Below are 24,863 nucleotides of genomic sequence, written 5' to 3' on the forward strand. Positions count from 1 at the left end.
TTTGGGTCAGCGTTAAGAATGAAGCCAGGCCGCCGGCTCCATTGGGAGCTGGCGGCAGGTCGCTGGATCAGACTTCGTCGGGGCTGCGCAGGTTGGTTACCGCAATGCGCTGTTCGCGACGCAGGTCTTTCTGGGCTGGCATCTCGGCACGGTAGATGCCTTGATCACCAACCACCCAGGAAAGCGGGCGTCGTTCTTGGCCGATCGACTCCTGCAGCAGCATCAAGCCTTGCAGGAAAGCCTCAGGGCGTGGCGGGCAGCCAGGCACGTAGACGTCCACGGGGAGGAACTTGTCGACCCCCTGAACGACCGAGTAGATGTCGTACATGCCACCGGAGTTGGCGCACGAACCCATGGAGATGACCCACTTCGGCTCGAGCATCTGCTCGTACAGGCGCTGGATGATCGGCGCCATTTTGACGAAGCAGGTACCGGCGATGACCATGAAGTCGGCCTGACGCGGCGATGCCCGGATGACTTCGGCGCCGAAGCGGGCGATGTCGTGGGGCGCCGTGAAGGCCGTGGTCATTTCCACGTAGCAGCAGGACAGGCCGAAGTTATACGGCCAGAGGGAGTTCTTGCGACCCCAGTTGACCGCGCCACGCAGTACATCTTCGAGTTTCCCCATGTAGATGTTCTTGTGGACCTGGTCCTCGAGCAGCTGGTCGGTGACGGTTTCCCGATCACCTACCGGGTATTGCTCGTTGGGCGCATCCGGATCGATTCTGGTGAGATTGTATTGCATTGCCAAAGCCTCATTGTTTCAGCTTCGCTTGCCGCTTGCGGCGACCTTCGGGTGCCCAGTCAAGAGCTCCGACGCGCCATAGGTAGACAAGACCAGCCAACAGAATTGCTATGAAAACGAGTGCTTCGACGAATCCGGTCCAGCCGCTTTCGCGGACGGACACAGACCATGCATACAGGAAGAGGGCTTCGATATCGAAGATCACGAACAGCATCGCGACCAGATAGAATTTGGCGGACAGGCGCAGGCGGGCGCTGCCGACGGGCAGCATGCCGGATTCGAAGGGTTCGTTCTTGGCGCGGCCCCAGGCCTTGCTACCGAGCAGGCTGGAGAGACCGAGCATGAAGGCACACAGGCCGACGACACCCAAAAGGAAGATGGCAAAGCCCCAGTTGTGGGCGATGAGTCCTGCCGAATCGGACATGCTAGAGATCCTTATACAGAGACCCAGCTCTGCAGTCTGAAATAAGTAGAGCGGCGACGTGGTGTCGCAGGTGCAGTGACCAAATGTCGCAGCTGAATCAATCGGGCTGATTTTATGGGTAAACCCGATGCAAGTAAAATTTCCGTTGCAAATTTATTCGTAGGATTTAGAACAAAACCCGCGCCTAACTGGCTGAAAGCCTTGAGATTCGGGCATTGCATGCGGTTTTGTTAATTATGTTTCTTGCCAGTGGTAACGAATTACAATTTTAGTAATGATAATTAATAGCATTTGACCTGGTCCCATCTAATTGGGCTGTTCTGCACCTTGTAAAGTTCATCTGCAGATCCGCCTACTTGTAAATGCGAAAGACTCGTGTTCTAGCAGCTTCCGATGCCGCGCGCACCGCTCTGGGTCAATACTTTATCGGTTGGGGCATGACGGACTGACGAAGCGATGGCCCACTGGCCAAGCCAGTAGGCGAGGATGATCAGGTACGGCGCGGCAGCGAACGGGCTGACGAAACGGTCGATGCCGATCAGGCTGTCGGAGAAAACGAACAGGCAGGCGCCCAATGCGGCAACACCGCCGCAGGCCAGCGAGCGCCAGAGCATGGCGCTGATGGCCAGTGCGTAAAGCGCGACCGGGGCCAGCAGCGGGCCAAGGCCGTGGTTGGCCAGCACGCTGAACAGGGTGATGCCGGTGATGGCGCTCAATAGCAGTGCGGGCAGGGCGGGGCGGATGGTCTTGCCGCAATAGGCACGCAGGTAGGCCAGGTGGGCGCAAAGGAACGCGGCCAGGCCGAACACGAAGAGGTCGGCTGGGATGGCCAGGAGGATGTCGCCCAGTACCGAGAACGCCAGGCCGATGGTGATCCAGCGGCGATAGGGTGTCACGGGGGCGGTGTATAGCCAGGCAATCAATGTCATGACTGGGATGGGCTTGGCCAACAGGCCGAGCAGCGCGTTGTCGCTGGCCACTGCATATAGATAGAGGGCGGCGGCGGCCAGGGCGAGCATCATCAGGTGGCTTGGACGGGGCATGGGCGGGCCTTGCTGCTGGGCTGCCACAAGCATAGCTCTGATCCTGGGTTTTGCGTCGGCCTGTATTTGCCCTGCGAAGAGGCCGGTACAGATAAAAGAAAGGCCCGGGGCTTTCGCAAGCCCCGGGCCTCTGTCAGCAACCCACTATCAGTGGAACTGCTCTTCCTCGGTCGAACCGGTCAGTGCAGTCACCGACGAAGCGCCACCCTGGATCACGGTGGTCATGTCGTCGAAGTAGCCGGTGCCGACTTCCTGCTGGTGCGCCACGAAGGTGTAGCCCTTGCTGGCGTCGGCGAATTCCTGCTCCTGCAGCTTCACGTAGGCAGTCATGTCGTTGCGGGCGTAGTCGTGCGCCAGGTTGAACATGCCGTGCCACATGTTGTGGATACCTGCCAGGGTGATGAACTGGTGCTTGTAGCCCATGGCCGACAGCTCGCGCTGGAATTTGGCGATGGTCGCGTCGTCCAGGTTCTTCTTCCAGTTGAAGGAAGGCGAGCAGTTGTAGGACAGGATCTGGTCCGGATATTCCTTCTTGATGGCTTCGGCGAAGCGACGGGCTTCGTCCAGGTCCGGCTTGGCGGTCTCGCACCAGATCAGGTCGGCGTATGGGGCGTAGGCCAGGCCACGGGCGATTGCCTGGTCGAGGCCGGCACGCACCTTGTAGAAGCCTTCACGGGTACGCTCGCCGATCACGAATGGCTGGTCGTACGGGTCGCAGTCGCTGGTCAGCAGGTCGGCGGCGTTGGCGTCGGTACGGGCCAGGATGATGGTCGGCACGCCCGATACGTCGGCAGCCAGGCGCGCAGCCACCAGCTTCTGTACGGCTTCCTGGGTCGGTACCAATACCTTGCCACCCATGTGGCCGCATTTTTTCACCGAGGCCAGCTGGTCTTCGAAGTGCACGCCGGCGGCGCCCGCTTCGATCATGTTCTTCATCAGTTCGTAGGCGTTCAGCACGCCGCCGAAACCGGCTTCGGCGTCGGCCACGATCGGCGCGAAGTAGTCGATGTAGCCGTCGTCACCGGGGTTCTTGCCGGCTTTCCACTGGATCTGGTCGGCGCGGCGGAACGCGTTGTTGATGCGCTTGACCACGGTCGGTACCGAGTCGACCGGGTACAGCGACTGGTCAGGGTACATGGACTCGGCCGAGTTGTTGTCGGCGGCAACCTGCCAGCCAGACAGGTAGATGGCCTGGATGCCGGCCTTGACCTGCTGCACTGCCTGGCCGCCGGTCAGGGCGCCCATGCAGTTGACGAAATCTTTTTCTGGGCGGAAGGATGGGTGGGCACCTTCGGTGACCAGCTTCCACAGTTTTTCTGCACCCTGGCGGGCAAAGGTGTGCTCAGGTTGCACGGAGCCACGCAGGCGAACGACATCGGCGGCGGTGTAGGTACGGGTCACGCCTTTCCAGCGCGGGTTCTCGGCCCAGTCTTTCTCGAGGGCTGCAATTTGCTGTTCGCGTGTCAGTGCCATGGAAATAAACCTCGTCGCATCGATCTTGGGTTAATTGTGCTGATGCTCGGGGCTGATCAGGGACCTGGCGGCTGTCCTGTCCGGAGGAGTGCGGCGGCGAACGCGAAGGCTCGAAGGGGAAGGAGGTGCAGGTCAGGCGCAGGTGTGCTCCGGCAGGTCGGCTCGTGGTTGCCTTGCTGCGGTGCTACGCGATTGCCATTACTGCGGTGATTCGCTTCCGTCCCTCGGGACAACTTCTTCGTTGCAGTCGCAATCCCGTCGAACCGCCTTGTGGGCCGTATAGACACGAGGTGCCTCCAGGGGTGGCAGGAGTACGCCTCGAAGGCCCTTGCCAGGGCCCCTGATTAGCGGGAGCGAGGCCATCATGCCTTTGGGAAAAAGACCCTGTCAACGGTTTTGTAGTGCTTTTTTCTACTTACTACATCTTTGGTCTAGTGCGACCTGGCGGTCAGTTTCAAGGCCTTTGGTCGAGGCCTTGAATTGCCTGGGTTCAGTCCAGAAGGTCGACTTTGACGCGCAAAGTCATGTTTTCACCCCGTTGCGTGCTGTAAGTGCGGCTTGACGGGTTGCGATCGGCTTGGCTCTGCTGGTTGTAGCCGGCCAGAGTGATCCACTCGCCGAGCCTCCCGCTGATTGTCGTGTCGGTACTTTGCACTTTCACTACATCGGCACGTTCCTGGCTCATTCGGTCATCATTGGTGCTTATTTGCAGACGAACCGTATCGCCGCTCAGGCTCGGCGTGACGTAGAAACCCTGGGTCACATTACGGTATTCGGTGTTGCTCTGGATGCGCCCGTAGCCGTCGGTGCTGGTGCTGGTGATCGGGATGCTCTGGCCAATCTGGATCAGCGCGGGTTGGCCTTCGCTGGCCTGGATTTGCTGCAAACCGCCGTTGCGGTTGCTGGTGCCGTAGCGGATGACCTGGCCATTGCCGCGGTTGTCCTGATAGTTGCTGTCATTGTTGTCGACGCTGATCAGCAGGCGTTTGGGGGCGGTGTCCAGCTGTTGCAGCAGGGCGCGCAGGTCGTCGATGCGTTCGGGGCTGGCATTGACGATCAGCTTGTTCTCGAAGGCGCTGACCGTGCCGTCGCGGCCGATCAAGGCCTGGGCGGCAGGCAGCAGTTCGGCGCTGCTGCGATGCTGCAGGGGCACCACCTCGGTGGCGGCCTGGGCGGTGAGGCTGGCGGCCAGCAACAGGGCAGTGATGAGGGGGCGTAGCGGCATGTCCATGATCTCCGCAGGTGGAATCAACATGATGGCAAATTTGTCAGGAGTTTGTCGTGCTACGGCCTTTATCCTCAATTATCCGGCGAACTATAAATTATAGTCCGACGGATATTTGAGGATAAAAGCCGGGGCTCGCGGTGGCCGCTGTCAGACAAATTCCGTAACATCGCGCCCCTTGTTTTTCCGTACCGTCCGCCCGGACCGCACCACAGGATGCCCATGAAACCCGCCCGACTACGCGCCGACCTGCTCGCCGGCCTGACCACTTCGTTCGCCCTGGTGCCCGAGTGCATCGCCTTCGCCCTGGTAGCCCACCTCAACCCTTTGATGGGCCTGTATGGCGCCTTCATCATCTGCACCCTGACGGCGTTGTTCGGCGGCCGTCCGGGGATGATCTCCGGTGCCGCAGGCTCCATGGCGGTGGTGATCGTCGCGCTGGTGGTGCAGCACGGTGTGCAATACCTGCTGGCCACGGTGCTGCTGGGCGGGGTGGTGATGATCCTGTTCGGCCTGCTGCGCCTGGGCAAGCTGGTGCGGCTGGTGCCGTACCCGGTGATGCTCGGCTTCGTCAACGGGCTGGCGATCGTCATCGCCATGGCCCAGCTCGAGCACTTCAAGGACGGTGAGCACTGGCTCAGCGGCGCACCGCTGTACCTGATGATCGGCCTGGTGGCGCTGACCATGCTGGTGGTCTACGTGCTGCCGAAGCTGACCCGTGCGGTGCCGCCGGCACTGGTGGCGATCCTCGGGGTTGGCGTGGCGGTGTACCTGCTTGACCTGCCGACGCGCACCCTCGGCGACTTGGCGCACATCGCCGGTGGCCTGCCGCAGCTGGCCCTGCCGCAGGTGCCGTGGAACCTGGAAACCCTGAAGATCATCGCCCCTTACGCGGTGCTGATGGCCATGGTCGGCCTGCTGGAGACCCTGCTGACCCTCAACCTGACCGATGAAATCACCGAGAGCCGTGGCTACCCGGACCGCGAATGCGTGGCCTTGGGTGCGGCCAACATGGTCTCCGGCCTGTGCGGTGGCATGGGTGGCTGCGCGATGATCGGCCAGACCGTGATCAACCTCAGCTCCAACGGCCGTGGTCGGTTGTCGGGCGTGGTGGCCGGGGTGATGATCCTGCTGTTCGTGCTGTTCCTGTCGCCGCTGATCGAGCGCATTCCACTGGCGGCGCTGGTCGGGGTGATGTTTGTGGTGGCCCAGCAGACCTTTGCCTGGGCCTCGCTGCGGGTGCTGCACAAGGTGCCGGTGAGCGATGTGCTGGCGATCATCGCGGTGACCGTGGTGACGGTGTTCACTGACCTGGCTATGGCGGTGCTGTTCGGCATCGTCATCGCGGCAGTGAACTTTGCCTGGCAGCACGCCCGCGAGCTGTATGCCGACAGCCACGAGGACGGGGAAGGGGGCAAGCATTACCAGGTGCATGGCACGCTGTTCTTTGCCTCTACCACGCCGTTTCTCAACCAGTTCGACCCCGCCAATGACCCGGCCAAGGTCACCCTCGATTGCCAGCACCTGAGCTTTGTCGATTATTCGGCGATTGCGGCGTTGAAGACTCTGCGTGAGCGTTATGCCAAGGCCGGCAAGCACCTGCGGGTGGTGCATCTGTCGGAGCGCTGCAAGAAGCTGCTGAAGCGGGCTGGCGAGCAGCACTGAAGGTGGTTGCTGCCTGTACCGGCCTCTTCGCGGGACAAGCCCGCTCCTATAAGGCGACGCAATACCTGTAGGAGCGGGCTTGTCCCGTGAAGAGGCCGGTACAGGAAAAATGCTTACTCCCCGCGGTTCTTCTTGACGATGGTATCGGCAATGCTCGCCGGTGCCTCGGCATAGCGGGTGAACTCCATCGAAAAACTCGCCCGCCCCTGGGTCATCGAGCGCATCGAAGTGGCATAGCCGAACATCTCGCCCAACGGTACCTCGGCGCGAATCACCTTGCCCGCCGGAGTCTCGTCGCCATCCTGAATCATCCCCCGACGCCGGCTCAAGTCGCCGAGGATATCGCCCTGATACTCCTCCGGCGTCACCACCTCGACCTTCATCACCGGCTCCAGCAACACTGCGCCGCCTTTCTGCGACAGCTGCTTGGTGGCCATGGAGGCTGCGATCTTGTAAGCCATCTCGTTGGAGTCGACGTCGTGGTACGAGCCGTCGAACACCGCCGCCTTCAGGTTGATCAGCGGGTAACCGGCCAGTACGCCGTTCTTCATCTGCTCTTCGATGCCTTTCTGGATCGCCGGGATGTACTCGCGTGGCACCACGCCGCCGACGATCTCGTTGATGAACTCAAGGCCTTCCTTGCCTTCATCGCCGGGGGCGAAACGGATCCAGCAGTGGCCATACTGGCCGCGCCCGCCGGACTGGCGAACGAAGCGGCCTTCGATTTCGCAGGTATTGCGGATCTTTTCGCGGTAGGCCACCTGCGGCTTGCCGATGTTGGCGTCGACGTTGAACTCGCGTTTCATGCGGTCGACGATGATGTCCAGGTGCAGTTCGCCCATGCCGGAGATGATGGTCTGGCCGGTTTCTTCATCGGTGCGCACGCGGAACGACGGGTCTTCCTGGGCCAGCTTGCCCAGAGCGATACCCATCTTCTCCTGGTCGCCCTTGGTCTTCGGTTCCACCGCCACCGAGATCACCGGGTCGGGGAAGTCCATGCGTTCGAGGATGATCGGCTTGTCCATGTCGCACAGGGTGTCGCCGGTGGTGACGTCCTTCATGCCGATCAGCGCGGCAATGTCACCGGCACACACGTCCTTGATCTCGGCGCGCTGGTTGGCGTGCATCTGCACCATGCGGCCGATGCGTTCCTTCTTGCCTTTTACCGAATTGAGCACGGCGTTGCCTGAACTGAGCACGCCGGAATACACCCGGGCAAAGGTCAGGGTGCCGACGAAGGGGTCGGTGGCGATCTTGAAGGCCAGGGCAGAGAAGGGCTCTTTATCGTCGGCGTGACGCTCCAGGTGCTTTTCTTCGTCGTCCGGGTCGGTACCCTTGATGGCCGGGATTTCCGAAGGCGCGGGCAGGTAGTCGATCACCGCGTCGAGCATCAGCGGCACGCCCTTGTTCTTGAATGACGAGCCGAGAATGGTCGGGACAATTTCATTGGCGATGGTGCGCTGGCGCAAGGCAGCCTTGATTTCATCGACGCTCAGCTCCTCGCCTTCGAGAAACTTCATGGTCAGCTCATCATTGGCTTCGGCGGCAGCCTCGATCATATGTGCTCGCCATTCGTCGGCCAGCGCCTGCAGCTCGGCGGGAATGGCTTCTTCGCGGTAGCTGGTGCCCTGGTCGTTGTCGTTCCAGTAGATCGCCTTCATCTTCACCAAATCGATCTGGCCGATGAAGTTCTCCTCGCTGCCGATGGCCAGCTGGATCGGCACCGGGTGGTGGCCCAGGCGCTGGTCGATCTGTTTGACCACCCTCAGGAAGTCGGCGCCCTGGCGGTCCATCTTGTTGATGTAGGCCAGGCGCGGCACATGGTACTTGTTGGCCTGGCGCCAGACCGTCTCCGATTGCGGCTCGACGCCGTCGGCGCCGCTGAACACCACCACCGCGCCATCGAGCACGCGCAGCGAGCGCTCCACCTCGATGGTGAAATCGACGTGGCCGGGGGTGTCGATGATGTTGAAGCGGTACTTGTGCTCGAACTGTTTGGTCGAGCCTTGCCAGAAGGCCGTGGTCGCCGCCGAAGTGATGGTGATGCCGCGTTCCTGCTCCTGGGCCATCCAGTCCATGGTCGCGGCGCCATCGTGCACCTCGCCCATCTTGTGGTTGACCCCGGTGTAGAACAGGATTCGCTCGGTGGTCGTGGTCTTGCCAGCGTCCACGTGGGCGACGATGCCGATATTGCGGTACAGCTCGATGGGCGTTGTACGGGCCATGGCGGACTACCTGCGGATGGGCGGATTCCCCCACGGTAGCAGAGCGGAGGAATCCTGCCTGACCGCCGGGCCGTCAGTCGGCCTGGGCTTGCAGCATCCATTGGCCATCGATTTCGCGGGCCAGGCCGCTGGCTGGCAGCAGGGCCAGCAGGCGTTGGTGCAGGGCGCCTTCGGTGAAGGTCTTGAGGGTGGTGAGGTCCAGGGCACCGATCAGGCTGAGGTCGGCCTTGGTGTACGACAGCCAGGCCTTTTTCAGCACCTGGGCGACGTCGCTGCCGGCGGTGCTGGCGAAGCGGCGGTGCCACGGGCGGCCTTCGAAGGTGAAGTTGTGTGCGTGGCTGTAGGTGCTTTCGTCGCTGCCTTCAGCGCAGCGGTGGCAGCGGCACGGGCCTTCGCCAAAGGCGTTGCGCAGGTAGTTGTTGAAATCCACGACGGGCTTGAGGGTCAGGCGTTTGTCGACCTCGAACAGGTCGGCGATCAGGGGTTCTTCGGCGCTCACTCAGGTGTCCTCGTGTGGTGTGGCGTGCATCGGCGGGCACCCTAACAGATCGGGGCAGCTTTTGCAGGCCTGGCCGCTTCCGCGTACTCTACGCGCCCATCTACCCAGACACCCTTTTGAGGTAACCCCGCTTGAGCACCAAGTACCCATACACCGCCACCGTCACCATCAGCGCCGAAGACCGCGGCGGTGACACAGAAGCCTCGGAAAACCCGGGCATGCGCGTCGGTCTGGAAGCGGTGACCGAAACCCTGAAGAAGGTGCATTTTGTCGGTACCCTCGCGGCCCCCGAGAAAACCGCCACGCACATCTGCGTGACCTTGGAGAACGGCCTGACCTACTACGGCCCGATCGTCAACGGCCACGCCGAACTCGAAGGCGGCTGGATCGCCTTTGAGTCCGACATGCTCACCCCTGAAGAACTGGGCCTGTAAGGCTCAGCTCAGTTCAGCCAGGCACTGCTCGAGGATATCCAGCCCTTCCTCGAGCACCTCGGCCTCGATGGTCAGGGGTGCCAGCAGGCGAATGATGTGCCGCGCCTTGCCGCTGGGCATCAGCAGCAGTCCCTTGGCCCGCGCCGTTTCCATCACCTTGGCCAGCTGGGCTGGCGCTGGGCTGCCGTCGGCATTGACGAACTCGATGCCGCGCATGGCGCCGGTACCGGTCAGGCGGCCGATGTAAGGGCTCAGCTTCGAGGCCTTCCAGCGGGCGTGGCGGCCAACGATCGCCTGTTCCTGGCGCTCACCCCAGGTAGCGACGTTCTCGTCGGTCATCTGTGCCAGGCTCGCCAGCGCCGCCGCGCAGGCGATCGGGTTGCCCGAATAGGTGCCCCCCAGACCGCCCTTGGGCAGTGCCGCCATCAGGTCCTGACGCCCGACCACTGCGCCCAGCGGCATGCCGCCGGCGATGCTCTTGGCCAGCAGCAGCAGGTCCGGTTCAAGCCCTAAGCGCGGGAAGGCGAAGCGCTGGCCGGTACGGCCGAAGCCGGACTGGATCTCGTCGATGATGATCAGGATCCCGCGCTCGTCGCAAAAGCGCCGCAGCGCCTGGGCAAACTCTGGGTCAAGGGCGAGGAAGCCGCCTTCGCCTTGTACCGGCTCGAAGATGAACGCCGCCACGTCCTCCACCGCCAACTCGACGCTGAACAGGCGGTCCATGGCCATGAGCGCCTGCTCGCAAGTCACGCCGGTATCGGCGCTAGGGTAGGGCAGGTGGTACACCGGCCCCGGCAGTTCGCCGACCCGCTGCTTGTAGGGCGCGACCTTGCCGTTGAGGTTCAGGGTGGCCAGGGTGCGGCCGTGGAAGCCGCCGTCGAAGGCGATGATGGCGCGTTTGCCAGTGGCGGCGCGGGCAACTTTCAGGGCGTTTTCCGCCGCTTCTGCGCCACTGTTGGTGAGCATGCCGGCCAGCGGGTAGCTGACCGGGACAAATTGGCGCAGGCGCTCCATCAATTCCAGGTACGGGCCATGGGGCGCAGCGTTGAATGCATAGTGGGTCAGGCGGCTGGCCTGGGCCTGGATCGCCTCGACCACGGCCGGATTGCAGTGGCCCAGGTTGAGCACGCCGATACCGCCGACAAAGTCGATGTAACGTTTGCCGTCGGTATCCCAGACTTCGGCATTACGGCCATGGGAAAGTGTGATCGGATGAACGATGGCAATGGATTGGCTGATACTTTCCAGATTCATGGGCGCGCGGACCTTGTTCGAGTTTCTTAATATCCAAGCGCGCCGCAGTATTATTCCGCAAACGAATTATTCGATTGCGGTCATTCCTTGGATTCGCAAACTTCACCGATCACCCTCAGCCACCCGCTCACGAATCCACTGCACGAAGGCCTTGACCTTGGGCACTTCGGCGGCGTGTTCGGCGTGGGCGATGAAATGCCGGCCATTGCTCGCCACCGGGTGGTCCCAGGCCACAACCAGCTTGCCTTCGCTCAGTTCTTCAGCCACCAGGTACCGCGGAATCAGGGCAATGCCGCAGCCGGCGATGGCTGCGCGGATGCACAGGTAGAACGTGTCGAAGCGCGGCCCGTGGTAGCTGTTCTGGCTGTGCAAGCCCAACCCCAAAAACCACTCATGCCAGGCCTCCGGCCGTGATGCGCATTGCAGCAGCCGGTGTTCGGTGAGCGCTTCGGCGCTGTCGAAGCGGTGCCGGGCCAGCAGCTCGGGTGCGCACACCGGCACCACCTCCTCGCTGAACAGCTCGATGCAGGTGGCCCCCGGCCAGGTGCCCTGGCCGAAGAAGAAGGCAATATCGGCCTTGGCCTGCACCAGGTCGAACGGCTCCAGCTCGTTGCGGATGTCCAGGTGGATGCGCGGGTGGCGGTCGCCGAAGCCCTTGAGCCTGGGCATCAGCCAGCGCGCGCCGAAGGTTGGCTGGGTGGCGATGCGCAGCACCTCGGTCTCGTCACCGTAGCTCAGGATGTAGCGGCTGGAGATGTCGATCTGGGTGAGGATCTTGTTCACTTCGGTGAGGTACAGCGCGCCGGCCGGGGTCAGGTGCAGGCGCCGGCGGATGCGCTGGAACAGCGAGTGCGACAGCATGTCCTCGAGCTGCGCGACCTGCTTGCTGACGGCGCTCTGGGTCAGGTGCAGCTCCTGTGCCGCACGGGTGAAGCTCAGGTGCCGGGCGGCGGCTTCGAAGCACTGCAGGGCGGTGGTCGAGGGCATCAGGCGTTTGGACATGGCAGGCGCGTACCGAGCAAAAAAGGATGAAGTTCATTCCGTATTGGAATCATGTGCTTCGAAAAGGTCGTTTGTTGACCTCGCCCTATAGATTAATACTGACCTCGATCAACGATTACAACCGGTACGGCGAAGAGGAGGTAAGGGCGCGACCGGAGACATAAAACAACAACAACGAGCAATACGACCTACCCGACTTCTGCTCCAACTTTTCAGCCGACGACAGCACTCAAGCCGCACGCCGGCCGACCCATTCGAGGGTTCTTCATGGCTTCGCTACACAACAACAAACAGCGTTCCTTGCAGCACGGCCTGACCTCGCGTCAGGTGTCCATGATTTCCATTGCCGGCATCATCGGTGCCGGCCTGTTCATCGGTTCTTCCAACGCCATCGCGACGGCGGGCCCGGCCATCCTCATCTCCTACGCCATGACCGGCCTGCTGGTGCTGCTGGTGATGCGCATGCTGGGCGAAATGGCCATCGCCAACCCCAACAGCGGCTCGTTCTCCACCTACGCCTCGGAGGCCATCGGCCCCTGGGCAGGCTTCACCATCGGCTGGCTGTACTGGTGGTTCTGGGTGCTGATCATTCCCGTCGAGGCCATCGCCGGCGCGGACATCCTGCATGCCTACTTCCCGGGCGTGCCATCCTGGCTGTTCGCCTTCCTGATCATGGTCGTGCTGTCGGGCAGCAACCTGGTCAGCGTGAAGAACTTCGGTGCGTTCGAATACTGGTTCGCGCTGGTCAAGGTGGTCGCGATCATCGCCTTCATCGGCGTCTGCAGCCTGGCCGTGTTCGGCTTCTGGCCGCTGGCTGAGGTGTCCGGCATCAGCCGCCTGTGGGACAACGGCGGGTTCATGCCCAACGGTTTCGGCACCGTGCTCGGTGGCGTGCTGATCACCATCTTCTCGTTCTTCGGCGCGGAGATCGTCACCATCGCCGCCGACGAGACCGCCAACCCGAAAGACAAGATCCGCCGTGCCACCAACCTTGTGGTGTACCGCATCGCGATCTTCTACCTGGCGTCGATCTTCCTGGTGGTGTCGCTGGTGGCCTGGAATGACCCAAGCCTGAAAGCGGTAGGCTCGTTCCAGCGCGTGCTGGAAGTGCTCAACGTGCCGGGTGCCAAGTTGCTGGTCGACCTGGTGGTGCTGGTGGCCGTGACCAGCTGCATGAACTCCGGCCTGTACACCGCTTCGCGGATGCTCTATTCGCTGGGTGCCCGTGGCCAGGCGCTGAGCATGACCAAGCGCATTTCCGGTGCTGGCGTGCCGACCGTGGCGGTGATCCTCTCGACCCTGGCAGGCTTCGTCGGTTGCTTCGTCAACTATGTACTGCCGGGCAAGGTCTTCGGTTTCCTGCTGTCCACCACTGGAGCCATCGCCTTGCTGGTGTACCTGGTGATCGCCGTGTCGCAACTGCGCATGCGGGCCCGTGCCGAGCGTGAAGGGCGGCCGCTGGAGCTGAAGATGTGGCTGTTCCCGTGGCTGACCTGGCTGGTGATCGGCACCATCGTCATGGTCCTGGGTTACATGCTGTTCAGCGATGCCTACCGCTACGAGACGCTGATGACTGCGGGCGTGACCCTGTTCATCCTGTTGGTGTCGCTGACCCAGAAGGGCGGCAAGGCTGTTGCCCAGCCGGCTTGAGGTTTCTGCTTTAATGAGGGGCGTTTCGCGCCCCCATTCCAACAAGCACAGGCAGCGTATGAACGACCCGATTCTCTCCCTCCAGGCCCTTGCCGCCCCCGAAGGCACCTGCTTCGGCTGCGGCTGTTCCCACCCCTCTGGCCTGCACCTGCAAAGCCACTGGGATGCCGACGGCATCCACCTGTTGTGCCGGCACTCACCCGACAGCGCTTACATCGGCTGGCCCGGCCTGGTCTATGGCGGCCTGCTGGCCATGCTGGTCGACTGCCATTCCAACTGGACCGCCATGGCTTACCACTACCGCGCCGAAGGCCGCGAAGCGGGCAGCCTGCCGCGCATCGATTGTGTGACCGGCAGCCTCGGGTTGAACTACCTCAAGCCTACCCCGATGGGCGTGGAGCTGCTGCTCAAGGCACGCGTGGAAGGTGAGGTCGGGCGCAAGACCCGAGTCATCTGCGAGGTCTGGGCTGGCGATGTGCTGACGGTCAGCGCCGACTCGGTGTTCGTGCGGGTGGACACCGAAAAGCTCAAGCTCAAGGCCCACGGTCAGGCCAGCTGATCAACGGCGGGTGATGGTCAGTCAGCCGGGATGTCTCTAGAGTGACAGGTTCCTATTCAAGCCCAAGGTTGACCATGACCGATCTGAGCGCTTTCCCCATCACCCGTAAATGGCCCGCGATGCATCCCGAGCGCCTGCAGCTGTACTCGCTGCCCACGCCCAACGGCGTCAAGGTGTCGATCATGCTGGAGGAGATCGGCCTGGCCTACGAGCCGCACAAGGTCAGCTTCGACAACGATGACCAGCTGAGCCAGGAGTTCATCTCGCTGAGTGCCAACAACAAGATCCCGGCGATCCTCGACCCCAACGGCCCGGGCGGTCAGCCGCTGCCGCTGTTCGAGTCGGGGGCGATCCTGCAGTACCTGGCGGAAAAGAGCGGGCAGTTGCTGAGCCAGGACCCGGCCCAGCGTTACCAGACCCTGCAGTGGCTGATGTTCCAGATGGGCGGCATCGGGCCGATGTTCGGCCAGGTCGGCTTCTTCCATTTCTTTGCTGGCAAGGAATACGAAGACAAGCGCCCGCGCGACCGTTACGTCAACGAATCGAAGCGCCTGCTGGGCGTGCTGGACCGGCACCTGAAAGGGCGTGAATGGATGGTCGATGAATACAGCATCGCCGACATAGCCATCTTCCCCTGGGTGCGCAACCTGGTGGAGCGCTATAACGCCCGCGAGCTTGTGGGCTTCGATGAGTTCAAGGAAGTGCAGCGGGTGCTGGCGAAATTCCTTGAGCGGCCAGCGGTGCAGCGTGGCCTGAAAATCCCCGCCTGATCAGAAAATCTGGCTCAGCAGCCAGTACAGGCTCCCGGCCAACAGCATCGCCGCCGGCAGGGTCAGCACCCAGGCCATCAGCAGGTTGATCAGCGTGCGTTTCTGGATCCCCGAACCGTTGGCGACCATGGCACCGGCCACCCCCGAGCTCAGCACGTGGGTGGTCGACACCGGCAGCCCGAACATGTCCGCCGCACCGATGGTGCACATGGCGACCACTTCCGCCGAAGCCCCCTGGGCGTAGCTCAGGTGGGTCTTGCCGATCTTCTCGCCCACTGTCACCACGATACGCTTCCAGCCGACCATGGTGCCCAGGCCCAAGGCGATGGCCACGGCCACCTTGACCCACAGCGGGATGTAGCGGGTGGCATCGTCCAACTGCGTCTTGAACAGCAGCACATGGCTGCGGGTGTCGGCGTCGAACGCCACCAGCTGTTTCTTCTCGATCAGGCGGATGGTTTCGCTGGCCAGGTACATGTCGTTACGCACGTTGGCCATGGCTTCGGCTGGCACGCGCTTCAGTGAACCATAGCCCTTGACCTGGTCACCGATCATGCTGGTCAGCGCGGCGAGTGCCGGTACCAGATGCGGGTTGGCCTTGGGCTCGGCGATGAACGCGGTCAGCGCCTGGCGCGGGTCGGCGGGGGCCGGCCCGGGCGCCGTGTTTAGCAGTGCCTGGCGGGTCACTTCGGCAACGGCGGAGAACTGCAGCGCCTGCTCGCTGGGCATGGTCTTGTTCAGGGCGTATGCCATCGGCAGGGTGCCGACCAGGATCAGCATGATCAGGCCCATGCCTTTCTGCCCGTCATTGGAGCCATGGGCAAACGATACGCCGGTGCAGGTCAGGATCAGAATGCCGCGGATCCACCACGGTGGTGGCGTGCGGCCTTCCGGCGCCTGGTACAGCTCCTTGCGCTTGACCAGCGCGCGCAGCGCAAGCAGCAACAAGGCGGCGCAGGCAAAGCCGATCAGCGGCGAGAACAGCAGGGCATAGCCGACCTTGCTGGCCTGGCCCCAGTCGACCCCGCTGGTGCCGTCGCGCCCGTGCATCAGCGCGTTGGCCACGCCGACACCGATGATCGAGCCGATCAGGGTGTGTGAAGAGGACGCTGGCAACCCCAGCCACCAAGTGCCGAGGTTCCAGATGATCGCCGCCAGCAGCAAGGCGAAGACCATGGCGAAGCCAGCCGAAGAACCGACCTGTAGAATCAGCTCGGCCGGCAGCAGGGCAATGATGCCGAACGCCACCGCGCCACTGGAAAGCAGCACACCCAGGAAGTTGCACAACCCGGACCAGACCACCGCCACCGGTGCCGGCAATGAGTGGGTATAGATCACCGTGGCCACTGCGTTGGCGGTGTCATGGAAGCCGTTGACGAATTCGAAGCCCAGGGCGATCAGCAGCGCCAGGCCCAGCAGCAGGAAGGGCGTGACGGTGGTAATCACCGTGCCGCTGGCGGCCACGTCCTGCTTGAGGTTCCAGGCGGTGTAGGCGATACCGGCCAGCAGCAGGCCGAAGAACAGCACGAGGGTGGCGCGCCCGGGTTTGTGCGAAAGCTGTGGGCGTGAATCGCTACGGGCCAGTGGCGGCTGGCTGGCCAGGGGCGGGGTTAGCATGGGGACTCCGATTGGCGTCGGCGAGGGTGGCTCTGAGCATAGAAACAATTCCTCGGCTGGACGTGACCTCGGTCAATGAATTACCTAGGCTCAAGACAGACGGTAAAGGCAGGAGAACCCCATGATTCGCTGCAAGCGCGTCTACGACGCGCCTGAGAAGGAAGATGGCCAGCGGGTGCTGGTCGACCGCCTGTGGCCGCGCAATAAACGCAAGGACCAGCTGCATGGCGAGTGGCTGCGCGAAGTGGCGCCATCCACTGATTTGCGCAAGGCGTTCCACCAGGGCGAGGTGGATTTCGCCGGGTTCACCCAGCGCTATCAGCAGGAACTGGCGGCGCACCCGGAGCACTGGTATCCGCTGTTGGACCTTGCGGCCAAAGGCAACCTGACCTTGCTGTATGCCGGCAAGGACACCGAGCACAACAACGCCCAGGTGCTGGCAACCTGGCTGGAAGGCGAACTGGAGCGACGTGGCCCGGGCAGCTCGCCGGTGTGCTATGCCCGTTGAGCTGATCGCCGCGAGCGATGCCTGGTGCACCTTTGCCCGGGACCTGACGCGACGAGCCATGTTGCCCTATTACCGCGAGTTCGACCTGTTGTGGATCGAGGAGGCATTTGACCAAGCCTGGGACTGGCGCGAGCAGTGGCTGGTGATGGAAGGGGAGACCGTGCTGGGTTTCTGCAGCCTCAGCCAGGACCGGCAGGCGTTGTTCATTCGTGAGTTGCACCTGTTGCCAGAGCAGCGTGGGCGCGGGGTGGGCAGTCAGGTGCTGGAGACGCTGGCCGAATGGGCAGCGCAGCGGCGGCTGCCGCTGTTGAGGTTGATGGTGTTCAAGAGCAACCCGGCGCGGCAACTGTACCTGCGTCATGGGTTTGTCGAGATGGGGGAGGATGATTGCTTTGTGAGGATGCAGCGGGTCATTGGGTGACCTGCACTGGCCTCTTCGCGGGGCAAGCCCGCTCCTACAGACCCTGCGCAGGCCTGTAGGAGCGGGCTTGCCCCGCGAAGAGGCCGGTGAAGTCAATGCAAGGAATGGATCACTCCTGCCTCACCCGCACAGTCTCACCCTGGCGAACCGTGGCCTCAAGCAGCTGCCCCTGCAAGGGCAACAAATCCCCGATCAACAGGTTCTGCAACAACGGCTTGCCATCGAAGCTGTTACCGCCCAGCACCACATCCCGCACACCTTCGACCCGCACCAGTGCCTTGCCAACCCGGCCCAGGCGGTTGCCGCTGAGCACCAGCGGCCCGGCCAGTGGCGTGGCGTTGCGCAGGCTGATGGCATATTCCGCCGTGTTGCCGATGCGGTTGTCGAGCAGCGCCACGGCGCCCACTTCGCTGGCATCCACCGCGCTGCCCTGGCTGCTGGCCAGCAGGTTATCGTCGATCACCAGCGGTGCCGCTGCAGTGGGGGCCAGGTTGCGCAGCTGGATGCCGTTGCCACGGCTGTCGCCGATGCGGTTGCCGGCCAGCAGCACCGCGCCCTGTTGCTCGCTGATTTCGATGGCGGCCTTGCTCGCCCCGAGGATCAGGTTGCCTTCGACCAAGGCGCGAGTCTGGCCACGCAGGCGCACGCCACTGTTGTTGTCGATACCGCGCAGCTGGTTGCCCTGCAGCTTGACCTGGCTGTTCTGCACATCGATGGCGTACTGCTGTGACTGTTCGAACTGGCTGCCGGTAATGGTTGCCTGGCTGTGCTGCAGTTCGACCGCGCTGGACATTTCGCTGAACTGGCTGTCACGGACGATTACCGTGGCTGGACGGGTACTGGCCGCCTGCTGGGTGCTCAAGGCCGTGGTCAGACCACGGGAAAGGTTGGCGTTGTAGCCCAGGCGCTTGAGCGTCGAGCCGAGCACCTGGGTATGGCTGCCGGCCCAGGCCACCACGAAAGGCCGCCAGGCGCGGTCGGTGCTACCGGGCTTGTCGCCGGCCATGCTCTCCAGGCTGGACTGGTTGAGCCCGAGCCAGCCCTGGTTGATCAGCGCCGTGCCGGAGAAACTCGACAGGTACAGGCTGGTGCCTTCGAGCACCAGCCCGGCATCGCTGCCGATCATCAGCGGGTAGCTGAGCAGGTAGCCATCCTTGTAGCGCTTGAGGATGCGCGGGTTGTTCAGGGCGTCATGCAACTGCGCCAGGGTGATGCTGCCACTGCGCAGCATCACCACCTGCGGGTGGTGTGCCTGGTAACCGGCGATGGCGCGGAACAGGCCGTTGTTGACGAACGGCTCGAACGGCCAGCTGCCGGCCTGGGATGAGAACATTGGCTGCAGGCTGACGCTGGCGCGCCCGGCCGGGCGTTGCCGTTCGGCCTGCTGGAAGGCCACGGCTTGGCGCACCTGTTGGCGCAGTTGCTCGACCTTGAGCTGGCCTTGCTCCCGGGGCAGGGTGTCCACGGTCTGGTTGACCGGCAGTGATTGGTTGGCAGCCTGGGCGGCGCCTGCCAGGCACAGGGCGGCCAGGCAGGTAAGGGAAAAGCGGGCGAGGGCAGCCATGGGTCAGCTCCTTGATCCGGGCAATGGGGGGTAGAACGCTTTGATCGGGCCGCCGAGCTGGCTGTAGTTGTCCACCTCGCCGTCTTCGCTGTCGTAAAGCTGGCGCGCCAGCGCATGGCCGGGGTTGCGTTGCAGGAACGGGATCAGCCAGGCCAATTTGTAGGGTGCCACGTCCGCCTGGGGTTGGCCCTTGAGTTCGGGCAGCTCACCCGGGGCGAGCACTGTGCGGGCAGCGAAGCTGGCCAGCTGGTCGAGGGTCTGCTGGTCGTCGTTGCTCCACGGCAGGTTATTGGCACGTGCCGACTCGGCCAGCAGCACCAGCGGCACCAGGGCGTACTGGCTGTAGTTGGCCGCCAGCTTGCTGCGCGCCACTTCCAGCGGCAGATAGGCGTAGTTACCGTTGTTGGCGCGCACGGCCTGGGCCAGGGCACGGCGCAGGTTGCCGTCGGCCCAGTGGATGAAGTCGTCGCGGCCGACCAGCATGCCGGTGGCGGCCACGGCCCAGGCTGCCCAGTAGTCGTGGTTGTTGAAATACACACCGCTGGCGCTGCGGCGGGGGTCGTACTCGCGGATTACCAGCTCGCCGAGGCGGGTGAACCAGCTGCGCTGCGTATCGTTCAGTTGCAGCTTGCCGTCGGCGGCCGACTGGGTCAGCAGCACGGCACCGGCCATGGCCGCCAGCGCCCATTTGCGCACGGCCATGCCGGTGCCGCTGGCATCCGGGTTGAGCAGGGCGCCGGCTTCGGCCCAGTGTTGCAGCCACTGGTCCTGGCAGGCCAGGGCCATGTTGGCGTCCTGGGGTTTCTTGGCGGCCTGGAAGCGTTTGCTGGCGTAGATCAGGCCACCGACGAACTGCTTGACCTGCTTGGCGATCTGCTCGCTGTTGGCGTCGGGGCTGCTGCGCAGGGTCGACTTGCTGGCGTCGCGTTGGTCGTACTTGCTTTCCAGGTGCAGGCTGCCGGTGTAGGGCGCGGGCGGTTCCTTGGTGCAGGACAGGGTGCGGTAGTCGGCGATCATGGCCGATTGCGGAGTGCTGTGGGCGGGCCAGATAGACTGTGCCGCCTGGGTCAGTGGGCTTATCAAAAACAGGGTTAGCAGGATTGGGGCCGCTTTGCGGCCCATCGCCGGCAAGCCAGCTCCCACAGCGACCGCATCAGCCCTGAACAGCGGCATTACAGGCATAGCCGGGTCTCCACATCGGTCGCCACAGTCCCGGCCTTGGTCGGCTCCATGAACACCGACAACAGGTTGGCCCCGGCAAACTCCGGTGCCTTGCTCAGCTCCAGGTAATACTGCCCGCCGGTCACCGCCGCCTCGCGGCGGAACCACACCTTGTCCCGCGCACCGTTGTCGTAATAGACGATGATGTAGAAGTCCTTGACGTTCTTGTCGCTCAGGCGAATGTCGAGGAACCCTTTGGACAGCGCCTGGCGGCCACTGCCGGCATTGCTCAGCAATTCGATGCGCTCGCCCACCTGCAACGCCGGACGCTGCAGTTTCGAGCCAAGTACTTCCCTGTTTGCCGAGCACCCACCCTGGACCGCCGGCACCAGCTGGCGATACATCAGCGGCGAATCGAGCCGGTAGTTGGCCGGCAGCTCCCAGACGATCAGCTTGGGCGGTGCCTTGGGCTTGTAGTCGCTGGACAACAGGTATTCCAGCAGCGAGCCATCTTCACCCACCCCGGGCAGGGCGTAGTTGAGGATGTCGACATTCAGGTACTGTTTCAGGTAGCCGTCGAAGTTGAACTGCTTGCTCTCGTCCTCACGGGCTGCGGCGTTACTGTCGCCGACCAGGATCACTTCCGGGTCCGGTGCTTCGTCGAACAACGCATCAGCGCCCGTAGCCACCGGGATGGTCTGGTAGCCACGCACATACTGGAAACCGTAGTTGTTGCCGCAGATGCTGCTCATCGCCAGGTTCATGGTGCCGTCCTTGGGCACCATCACGCCCGGCTCGGTGCGGTACGCCTTCTTGGTCAGCCCGGCATAGAACGGCTGGCGGCGGATTTCCTCGGCCATCAGTTTCGCCGTGGCCTCGGCGCCGGTGGGTGTCCAGTGGTGGTCGCGACGGAAGAAGTACTCGCCCTTCGGCGGTTGCTGCACCAGCTGCATCATTGGCGCCACCACCGCGCCGCCCTGGCGCAGCTGGCCGAGGTAGGTGGCAAGGCTGTTGCTGGCGCGGGCATAGTCGAAACCGTGCAACTGGTCGGCGAACAGCTTGTCGTGGTGCATCAGTCCGCGGGTCGGCTGGATCGCCATGGCCACATGGATGCCCTGGCGTTCGAACGCCTGCATCAGGCGGGCGAACTCCGGGCGCATTGGCGCGGGGATGCCGAAGTCATTGGTCAGGTCTACGGCCGAGCGGAACAGCCAGCGGTCCTTGCCAGGCACGATCTCGCGCATCAGTTTCATGCGCCCTTCGGCGTAGCGTTGCGGGTCGCTCAAGGCCGGGCAAACCATGCACTGCAGGTTCTCGCAGCCGGCCCCGGCCACCTGGGCAGCCTGTGCGGCCTGGCCGGGCAGGCTGAGCAAGGCCAGGGCAGCGCTCAGGGCAAAAGGTACAAGGGTCTTCATGTGCCATTCATCCTTGCAGGGCATTCATCACTCGGTAGGGTCGATGCTGTTGGCCAGGGTCATGCTGCGGTTGCCGGGCAGCAGCACATAGCTGTACGAGCGGCCCTTCTTGAGGAACTGCTCGTCGAAGCTGGCGACCTTGGTGTCCTGCTGGTAGGCGGCGAAGTCGATCTTGATCTCGTTGACCATGCGCGTGCCGGTCTCGCCATTGCCAATGGCCTCGACCACGTCATGCTTGCCATCGGAGGTTTTCAGCGTGGCCTTGTTGGCGGTCAGGTTGTAGAAGGCGATTTGCGCCTTCTTTGGCTCGTTGACGTACTTGTCGCTGATCAGCTTCAGCTGCTTGCCGTCGTAGACCACGGTGCTGGCGGCATTGGCCTTGAGCTGCGGCTCGATCGACTTGCCGCCGACGGCGATCTTGTGCGGGCCGGCAGGGGTGAAGCGGTAACCGCTGAGCTGGCCGGCGGCAACCCGCTGCGGGTTGACCTTGCCGCTGAGGGTCACGTCGATGTTGCTGTCGGACAGGTTGAGCACGCGGACGAACGCCGAGTCGGCCGGGGCCACGGCATCGTACAGGTCGGCGTTGCCTTCGGCGGCCAGGGTGGCATGGCTGGCAGCGGCCAGGGCGATGGCGGTGAACAGTTGGGTAAGTTTCATCAGGCTCTCCTTGAATCGTCAGAAATGCTGGGGCGCAGCGCTGCGGCTGAGTGAGCCGGGGCGGTGGGCGAGCAGGGTGCGCAGTGGGAATTCCCAGACCACGGTGTCGATCTGCGGGTTGGCCAGTTGGTCGCTGGCCAGGAACTGGTTCATCGCCTCGAACGGGCCGCGGGCTTCCACGGCGATGCTCAGCAGGTCGCGGTTAAGTGCCTCCTTGAGGAAGCCGACGAAGTTCCAGTCGTCGATCTTGCTGTAGCTGGTGCCGACCAGCAGCAGGCTCTGGTTTTCCTCGGCGAACAGGTCGTCGGCGCCTTGCGCGGCCTTCAGGGTTTCGTACAGGGCGATCGGGTTGGGGCCGAACTGCGGCGCCAGGCGCGCATGGTCAAACTGGATGTAGTTCATCAGGTCGCCCTTGACGCTCTTCTCGCCGGCCTTGCGCGACACGTACACCTGGTCACCCAATAGTTGCGGGCGCTGGCGCGCTAGTTCGTAGGCCGACAGCCGCGCGCCTTCCGGGCTCCAGTGGGTATCGGACTTGAGGAACAGCTGCGGGCCGTCGAGGTTGGCGAGGAAGGCCCCGCGCAGCGGCACCACGTCCTGCTGGCGGTTTTGCAACTCGCCAACGAAGTGGTCGTAGAGGCTGGTCACCCGTGGGTCGAAGGCATGCTGGGCATGGGCCGCGTACACGTCCAGCTTCATCGGCAGCGGCAGGATCACCAGCTGCTTGCCGTGCTCGGCCAGCTGCGTGCGGACCTTGTCGATCTGCTCCAGCTGGCTTGCCACGTTGGCCTCGAGGTCGTTGGGTACACGGTATTCCTGATTGGTATAGAGCCAGCCATCCTTGCCCAGCACCACGCCCTTGGTGCCTTCGCCGAACAGGTGGAACTGGGCATCGGCCCACAGCTCCACCGACGGGTCACGCAGGAAGAAACGCTTGTCGTAGGCCTGCTCGAACTTGCGCAGCAGCTTGCCGTCGACGAACAGGTTCCAGGTATCGGTCGAGGTGCGGGCAAAGCTGAACACCGGTGGCAGCGAATAGACGAACATCGCCGCCAACACCACCACGAACAGAATGCCATTGGCCTTGCTGGCCGAATTCATCACCGGGTACATGGCCGTCTCCTAGAACTGGAAATACAGGAAGGGCGAAAACGAGTTGGCCGCCAGACTGCTCAGCGCCAGCAGGAAGCCGCCCCACAGCAGCACGCTGTGCAGCGCGCCGACATGGCGCATGAAGTAGCCGTCCTTGTTGCCGGCGTAGAAACGCACGTTGTTGATCCCGGCCAGTACCAGCCAGGCCAGCGCCACCAGGGCGAAGGCCATGGCCATCTTCGAGGCGCCGAGCACGTACAGTTCCAGCGAGCCGAAACCGTTGAGGCCGAACAGCGCCTGGTAGATGTCGAGGCTGTGGCGCAGGTCCATGGTGAAGAACAGCGGCATGCTCAGCAGGATCAGCGCCGCGGTGCGCAGGTTGCGGCCCAGGTGGTAGGGCGTGCTGACCTTGGTCGCCAGGTTGAACTTGCGCTCGATCACCATGCCGACGCCAAAGAACAGGCCCCAGCAGATGAAGGCGAAGCTCGCCCCGTGCCACAGGCCCGACAGCAGCATGGTCCAGATCAGCGCCGGCAGGGCACCGGCCACGCGCTTGCGCACCAGTGGCATGTACACGTAGTCGCGCAGGAAGTGCGCCAGGGTCATGTGCCAGCGTGCCCAGAACTCGGTGATGCTCTGCGAGACATAGGGCTGGTTGAAGTTTTCCGGGAAGCGGAAGCCCATCATCAGCGCCAGGCCCAGGGCCATGTGGCTGTAGCCGGCAAAGTCGAAGTACAGCTGCAGGGTCGAGATCACCAGGCCGAACCAGGCATCGGCGAACTGCAGCGTGCCTTCGCTGACGAACAGCAGGTTGATCGGCGCCAGGCGGTCGGCGATCAGCACCTTCATGATGAAACCGAGCATGAAGCGGCACACGCCCAGCGAGAACAGCTCCAGCGAATGGGTACGTTCGCGCAGCTGGGGTGCCAGCTGGCTGTAACGCAGGATCGGCCCGGCCACCAGGTGCGGGAACAGCGCGACGAAGGCGGCGAAGTCGATGAAGTTGCGCGTCGGCGTGGCGTCCTTGCGGTAGATGTCGACGATGTAGCTCAGGGCATGGAACACGTAGAACGAAATGCCCAGCGGCAGGAAGATGTTCTCTAGCGTCCAGGTGTTGATGCCCAGCGGTGCCAGCAACAGGGCCAGCACCTCGGCGCCGAAGTTGGCGTACTTGAAGTAGCCCAGGGTCGACAGGTTGCCGGCGATGCCGATCCACAACAGGCGCAGGGCCATGACTTTGTCGCCGGCGTCCAGGCGTGCCTTGATGCGCAGGCCGAACCAGTAGTTCCAGTAGGTGATGCCAACGAACAGCAGCAGGAAGTCCGGGCGCCACCAGGCATAGAAGATATAGCTGGCAGCCACGATCACCGTGGAGCGCCACTGCGCCTTGGCCAGGAAGTACACGGCCAGGAACAGGGGCAGGTAGAGGAACAGGAACACATTGGAGGCGAAGATCATGG

Annotated in this window: 23 protein-coding genes; 7 read left to right on the forward strand and 16 right to left on the reverse strand. The window is 63.2% G+C overall.

All coding sequences use genetic code 11. The features are described from left to right. Positions 1 to 67: 67 nt before the first annotated feature. The 5 genes from BGP85_RS08175 to BGP85_RS08195 all read right to left on the reverse strand — a co-directional run bounded on the left by BGP85_RS08175 (position 68) and on the right by BGP85_RS08195 (position 4,910). Entirely contained in the window at positions 68 to 745 is a 678-nt protein-coding gene (locus tag BGP85_RS08175) for a NuoB/complex I 20 kDa subunit family protein (RefSeq protein ID WP_029614113.1), read from the reverse strand. A gap of 10 nt (positions 746 to 755) precedes the next feature. Beyond that, positions 756 to 1,169, reverse strand: coding sequence for an NADH-quinone oxidoreductase subunit A (locus tag BGP85_RS08180; protein WP_011534614.1), 414 nt, complete (start codon positions 1,167 to 1,169; stop codon positions 756 to 758). Between the two features lie 380 nt (positions 1,170 to 1,549). Next, a complete protein-coding gene (locus BGP85_RS08185) occupies positions 1,550 to 2,212 on the reverse strand; it encodes a lysoplasmalogenase (RefSeq protein WP_181004466.1) in 663 nt (220 codons plus the stop codon). Positions 2,213 to 2,359: 147 nt separating this feature from the next. Next, positions 2,360 to 3,685: an isocitrate lyase gene (aceA, locus tag BGP85_RS08190; protein ID WP_054913919.1), complete on the reverse strand. Its 1,326-nt coding sequence runs from the start codon at positions 3,683 to 3,685 to the stop codon at positions 2,360 to 2,362. A gap of 490 nt (positions 3,686 to 4,175) precedes the next feature. Continuing rightward, positions 4,176 to 4,910, reverse strand: coding sequence for a secretin N-terminal domain-containing protein (locus BGP85_RS08195; protein WP_103448228.1), 735 nt, complete (start codon positions 4,908 to 4,910; stop codon positions 4,176 to 4,178). A 222-nt stretch (positions 4,911 to 5,132) separates the two neighbouring features. Here BGP85_RS08195 and BGP85_RS08200 point away from each other — a divergent pair, with 222 nt between their 5' ends. Beyond that, complete coding sequence (locus BGP85_RS08200) at positions 5,133 to 6,575, forward strand: SulP family inorganic anion transporter (protein WP_103446710.1); 1,443 nt, start codon at positions 5,133 to 5,135, stop codon at positions 6,573 to 6,575. 113 nt (positions 6,576 to 6,688) lie between these two features. On the opposite strand, the gene fusA is transcribed toward BGP85_RS08200, so the two are convergent. Together fusA and BGP85_RS08210 are read right to left on the reverse strand one after the other, a co-directional pair. Next, the gene (gene fusA / locus BGP85_RS08205; RefSeq protein ID WP_103446711.1) at positions 6,689 to 8,800 is read right to left on the reverse strand and encodes an elongation factor G; all 2,112 of its coding nucleotides are present in this window, start codon (positions 8,798 to 8,800) and stop codon (positions 6,689 to 6,691) included. A gap of 73 nt (positions 8,801 to 8,873) precedes the next feature. Continuing rightward, complete coding sequence (locus BGP85_RS08210; RefSeq protein ID WP_103446712.1) at positions 8,874 to 9,299, reverse strand: hypothetical protein; 426 nt, start codon at positions 9,297 to 9,299, stop codon at positions 8,874 to 8,876. 131 nt (positions 9,300 to 9,430) lie between these two features. Here BGP85_RS08210 and BGP85_RS08215 point away from each other — a divergent pair, with 131 nt between their 5' ends. After that, positions 9,431 to 9,733 carry a hypothetical protein gene (locus tag BGP85_RS08215; RefSeq protein ID WP_054884890.1) on the forward strand — a complete coding sequence of 101 codons (303 nt, stop codon included), beginning with the start codon at positions 9,431 to 9,433 and terminating at the stop codon, positions 9,731 to 9,733. Between the two features lie 3 nt (positions 9,734 to 9,736). On the opposite strand, the gene BGP85_RS08220 is transcribed toward BGP85_RS08215, so the two are convergent. Together BGP85_RS08220 and gcvA are read right to left on the reverse strand one after the other, a co-directional pair. Further along, on the reverse strand, positions 9,737 to 10,987 hold the full coding sequence (locus BGP85_RS08220; protein WP_103446713.1) for a 2-aminoadipate transaminase: 1,251 nt from the start codon (positions 10,985 to 10,987) through the stop codon (positions 9,737 to 9,739). A gap of 102 nt (positions 10,988 to 11,089) precedes the next feature. Then, on the reverse strand, positions 11,090 to 11,989 hold the full coding sequence (gene gcvA, locus BGP85_RS08225) for a transcriptional regulator GcvA (protein ID WP_103446714.1): 900 nt from the start codon (positions 11,987 to 11,989) through the stop codon (positions 11,090 to 11,092). Between the two features lie 267 nt (positions 11,990 to 12,256). On the opposite strand from gcvA, the gene BGP85_RS08230 reads away from it, so the two are divergent. From BGP85_RS08230 to BGP85_RS08240, 3 genes are all read left to right on the forward strand, one after another. Beyond that, a complete protein-coding gene (locus BGP85_RS08230; RefSeq protein ID WP_103446715.1) occupies positions 12,257 to 13,639 on the forward strand; it encodes an amino acid permease in 1,383 nt (460 codons plus the stop codon). 58 nt (positions 13,640 to 13,697) lie between these two features. After that, complete coding sequence (locus tag BGP85_RS08235) at positions 13,698 to 14,198, forward strand: PaaI family thioesterase (protein WP_103446716.1); 501 nt, start codon at positions 13,698 to 13,700, stop codon at positions 14,196 to 14,198. Between the two features lie 74 nt (positions 14,199 to 14,272). Continuing rightward, positions 14,273 to 14,968 carry a glutathione S-transferase N-terminal domain-containing protein gene (locus tag BGP85_RS08240; RefSeq protein WP_103446717.1) on the forward strand — a complete coding sequence of 232 codons (696 nt, stop codon included), beginning with the start codon at positions 14,273 to 14,275 and terminating at the stop codon, positions 14,966 to 14,968. Here the strand turns inward: BGP85_RS08240 and BGP85_RS08245 are convergent, their stop codons facing one another. Continuing rightward, positions 14,969 to 16,585: an inorganic phosphate transporter gene (locus tag BGP85_RS08245; protein WP_103446718.1), complete on the reverse strand. Its 1,617-nt coding sequence runs from the start codon at positions 16,583 to 16,585 to the stop codon at positions 14,969 to 14,971. Positions 16,586 to 16,706: 121 nt separating this feature from the next. Between BGP85_RS08245 and BGP85_RS08250 the strand changes: the two genes are divergently transcribed. Together BGP85_RS08250 and BGP85_RS08255 are read left to right on the forward strand one after the other, a co-directional pair. Beyond that, positions 16,707 to 17,093, forward strand: a complete 387-nt coding sequence (locus BGP85_RS08250; protein ID WP_103446719.1) for a DUF488 domain-containing protein — start codon at positions 16,707 to 16,709, stop codon at positions 17,091 to 17,093. After that, positions 17,083 to 17,514: a GNAT family N-acetyltransferase gene (locus BGP85_RS08255; protein WP_103446720.1), complete on the forward strand. Its 432-nt coding sequence runs from the start codon at positions 17,083 to 17,085 to the stop codon at positions 17,512 to 17,514. Before BGP85_RS08250 ends, BGP85_RS08255 begins: the two co-directional genes overlap by 11 nt. Before the next feature lie 109 nt (positions 17,515 to 17,623). Here BGP85_RS08255 and BGP85_RS08260 read toward each other — a convergent pair whose 3' ends face one another. The 6 genes from BGP85_RS08260 to BGP85_RS08285 are packed head-to-tail and all read right to left on the reverse strand — an operon-like array spanning position 17,624 to position 24,861. Beyond that, positions 17,624 to 19,078 (reverse strand): right-handed parallel beta-helix repeat-containing protein, encoded by a 1,455-nt coding sequence (locus tag BGP85_RS08260; RefSeq protein ID WP_103446721.1) that lies wholly within the window; start codon positions 19,076 to 19,078, stop codon positions 17,624 to 17,626. A 3-nt stretch (positions 19,079 to 19,081) separates the two neighbouring features. Beyond that, positions 19,082 to 20,260, reverse strand: coding sequence for a polysaccharide lyase (locus BGP85_RS08265; RefSeq protein ID WP_308451237.1), 1,179 nt, complete (start codon positions 20,258 to 20,260; stop codon positions 19,082 to 19,084). Next, positions 20,251 to 21,654 carry an alginate O-acetyltransferase AlgX-related protein gene (locus tag BGP85_RS08270; RefSeq protein WP_103446722.1) on the reverse strand — a complete coding sequence of 468 codons (1,404 nt, stop codon included), beginning with the start codon at positions 21,652 to 21,654 and terminating at the stop codon, positions 20,251 to 20,253. Before BGP85_RS08270 ends, BGP85_RS08265 begins: the two co-directional genes overlap by 10 nt. 27 nt (positions 21,655 to 21,681) lie before the next feature. Next, a complete protein-coding gene (locus BGP85_RS08275) occupies positions 21,682 to 22,311 on the reverse strand; it encodes an alginate O-acetyltransferase AlgF (RefSeq protein ID WP_103446723.1) in 630 nt (209 codons plus the stop codon). A gap of 18 nt (positions 22,312 to 22,329) precedes the next feature. Continuing rightward, positions 22,330 to 23,424, reverse strand: coding sequence for an alginate O-acetyltransferase (locus tag BGP85_RS08280; RefSeq protein ID WP_103446724.1), 1,095 nt, complete (start codon positions 23,422 to 23,424; stop codon positions 22,330 to 22,332). A 9-nt stretch (positions 23,425 to 23,433) separates the two neighbouring features. Then, entirely contained in the window at positions 23,434 to 24,861 is a 1,428-nt protein-coding gene (locus BGP85_RS08285; protein ID WP_103446725.1) for an MBOAT family O-acyltransferase, read from the reverse strand. Between the last annotated feature and the right edge of the window lie 2 nt (positions 24,862 to 24,863).

The organism is Pseudomonas putida, from assembly GCF_002906855.1.
Lineage (GTDB): Bacteria > Pseudomonadota > Gammaproteobacteria > Pseudomonadales > Pseudomonadaceae > Aquipseudomonas > Aquipseudomonas putida_N.

Bases quoted from the DNA above. Each gene is read 5' to 3' on its own strand.
- BGP85_RS08235 (WP_103446716.1), top strand. From the start codon at position 13,698: ATGAACGACCCGATTCTCTCCCTCCAGGCCCTTGCCGCCCCCGAAGGC.
- BGP85_RS08255 (WP_103446720.1), top strand. From the start codon at position 17,083: ATGCCCGTTGAGCTGATCGCCGCGAGCGATGCCTGGTGCACCTTTGCC.
- BGP85_RS08195 (WP_103448228.1), bottom strand. From the start codon at position 4,910: ATGCCGCTACGCCCCCTCATCACTGCCCTGTTGCTGGCCGCCAGCCTC.
- BGP85_RS08285 (WP_103446725.1), bottom strand. From the start codon at position 24,861: ATGATCTTCGCCTCCAATGTGTTCCTGTTCCTCTACCTGCCCCTGTTC.
- BGP85_RS08270 (WP_103446722.1), bottom strand. From the start codon at position 21,654: ATGAAGACCCTTGTACCTTTTGCCCTGAGCGCTGCCCTGGCCTTGCTC.
- BGP85_RS08245 (WP_103446718.1), bottom strand. From the start codon at position 16,585: ATGCTAACCCCGCCCCTGGCCAGCCAGCCGCCACTGGCCCGTAGCGAT.
- BGP85_RS08250 (WP_103446719.1), top strand. From the start codon at position 16,707: ATGATTCGCTGCAAGCGCGTCTACGACGCGCCTGAGAAGGAAGATGGC.
- BGP85_RS08260 (WP_103446721.1), bottom strand. From the start codon at position 19,078: ATGGCTGCCCTCGCCCGCTTTTCCCTTACCTGCCTGGCCGCCCTGTGC.
- aceA (WP_054913919.1), bottom strand. From the start codon at position 3,685: ATGGCACTGACACGCGAACAGCAAATTGCAGCCCTCGAGAAAGACTGG.
- BGP85_RS08180 (WP_011534614.1), bottom strand. From the start codon at position 1,169: ATGTCCGATTCGGCAGGACTCATCGCCCACAACTGGGGCTTTGCCATC.
- BGP85_RS08200 (WP_103446710.1), top strand. From the start codon at position 5,133: ATGAAACCCGCCCGACTACGCGCCGACCTGCTCGCCGGCCTGACCACT.
- gcvA (WP_103446714.1), bottom strand. From the start codon at position 11,989: ATGTCCAAACGCCTGATGCCCTCGACCACCGCCCTGCAGTGCTTCGAA.
- BGP85_RS08220 (WP_103446713.1), bottom strand. From the start codon at position 10,987: ATGAATCTGGAAAGTATCAGCCAATCCATTGCCATCGTTCATCCGATC.
- BGP85_RS08280 (WP_103446724.1), bottom strand. From the start codon at position 23,424: ATGTACCCGGTGATGAATTCGGCCAGCAAGGCCAATGGCATTCTGTTC.
- BGP85_RS08230 (WP_103446715.1), top strand. From the start codon at position 12,257: ATGGCTTCGCTACACAACAACAAACAGCGTTCCTTGCAGCACGGCCTG.
- BGP85_RS08185 (WP_181004466.1), bottom strand. From the start codon at position 2,212: ATGCCCCGTCCAAGCCACCTGATGATGCTCGCCCTGGCCGCCGCCGCC.
- BGP85_RS08240 (WP_103446717.1), top strand. From the start codon at position 14,273: ATGACCGATCTGAGCGCTTTCCCCATCACCCGTAAATGGCCCGCGATG.
- fusA (WP_103446711.1), bottom strand. From the start codon at position 8,800: ATGGCCCGTACAACGCCCATCGAGCTGTACCGCAATATCGGCATCGTC.
- BGP85_RS08265 (WP_308451237.1), bottom strand. From the start codon at position 20,260: ATGCCTGTAATGCCGCTGTTCAGGGCTGATGCGGTCGCTGTGGGAGCT.
- BGP85_RS08275 (WP_103446723.1), bottom strand. From the start codon at position 22,311: ATGAAACTTACCCAACTGTTCACCGCCATCGCCCTGGCCGCTGCCAGC.
- BGP85_RS08175 (WP_029614113.1), bottom strand. From the start codon at position 745: ATGCAATACAATCTCACCAGAATCGATCCGGATGCGCCCAACGAGCAA.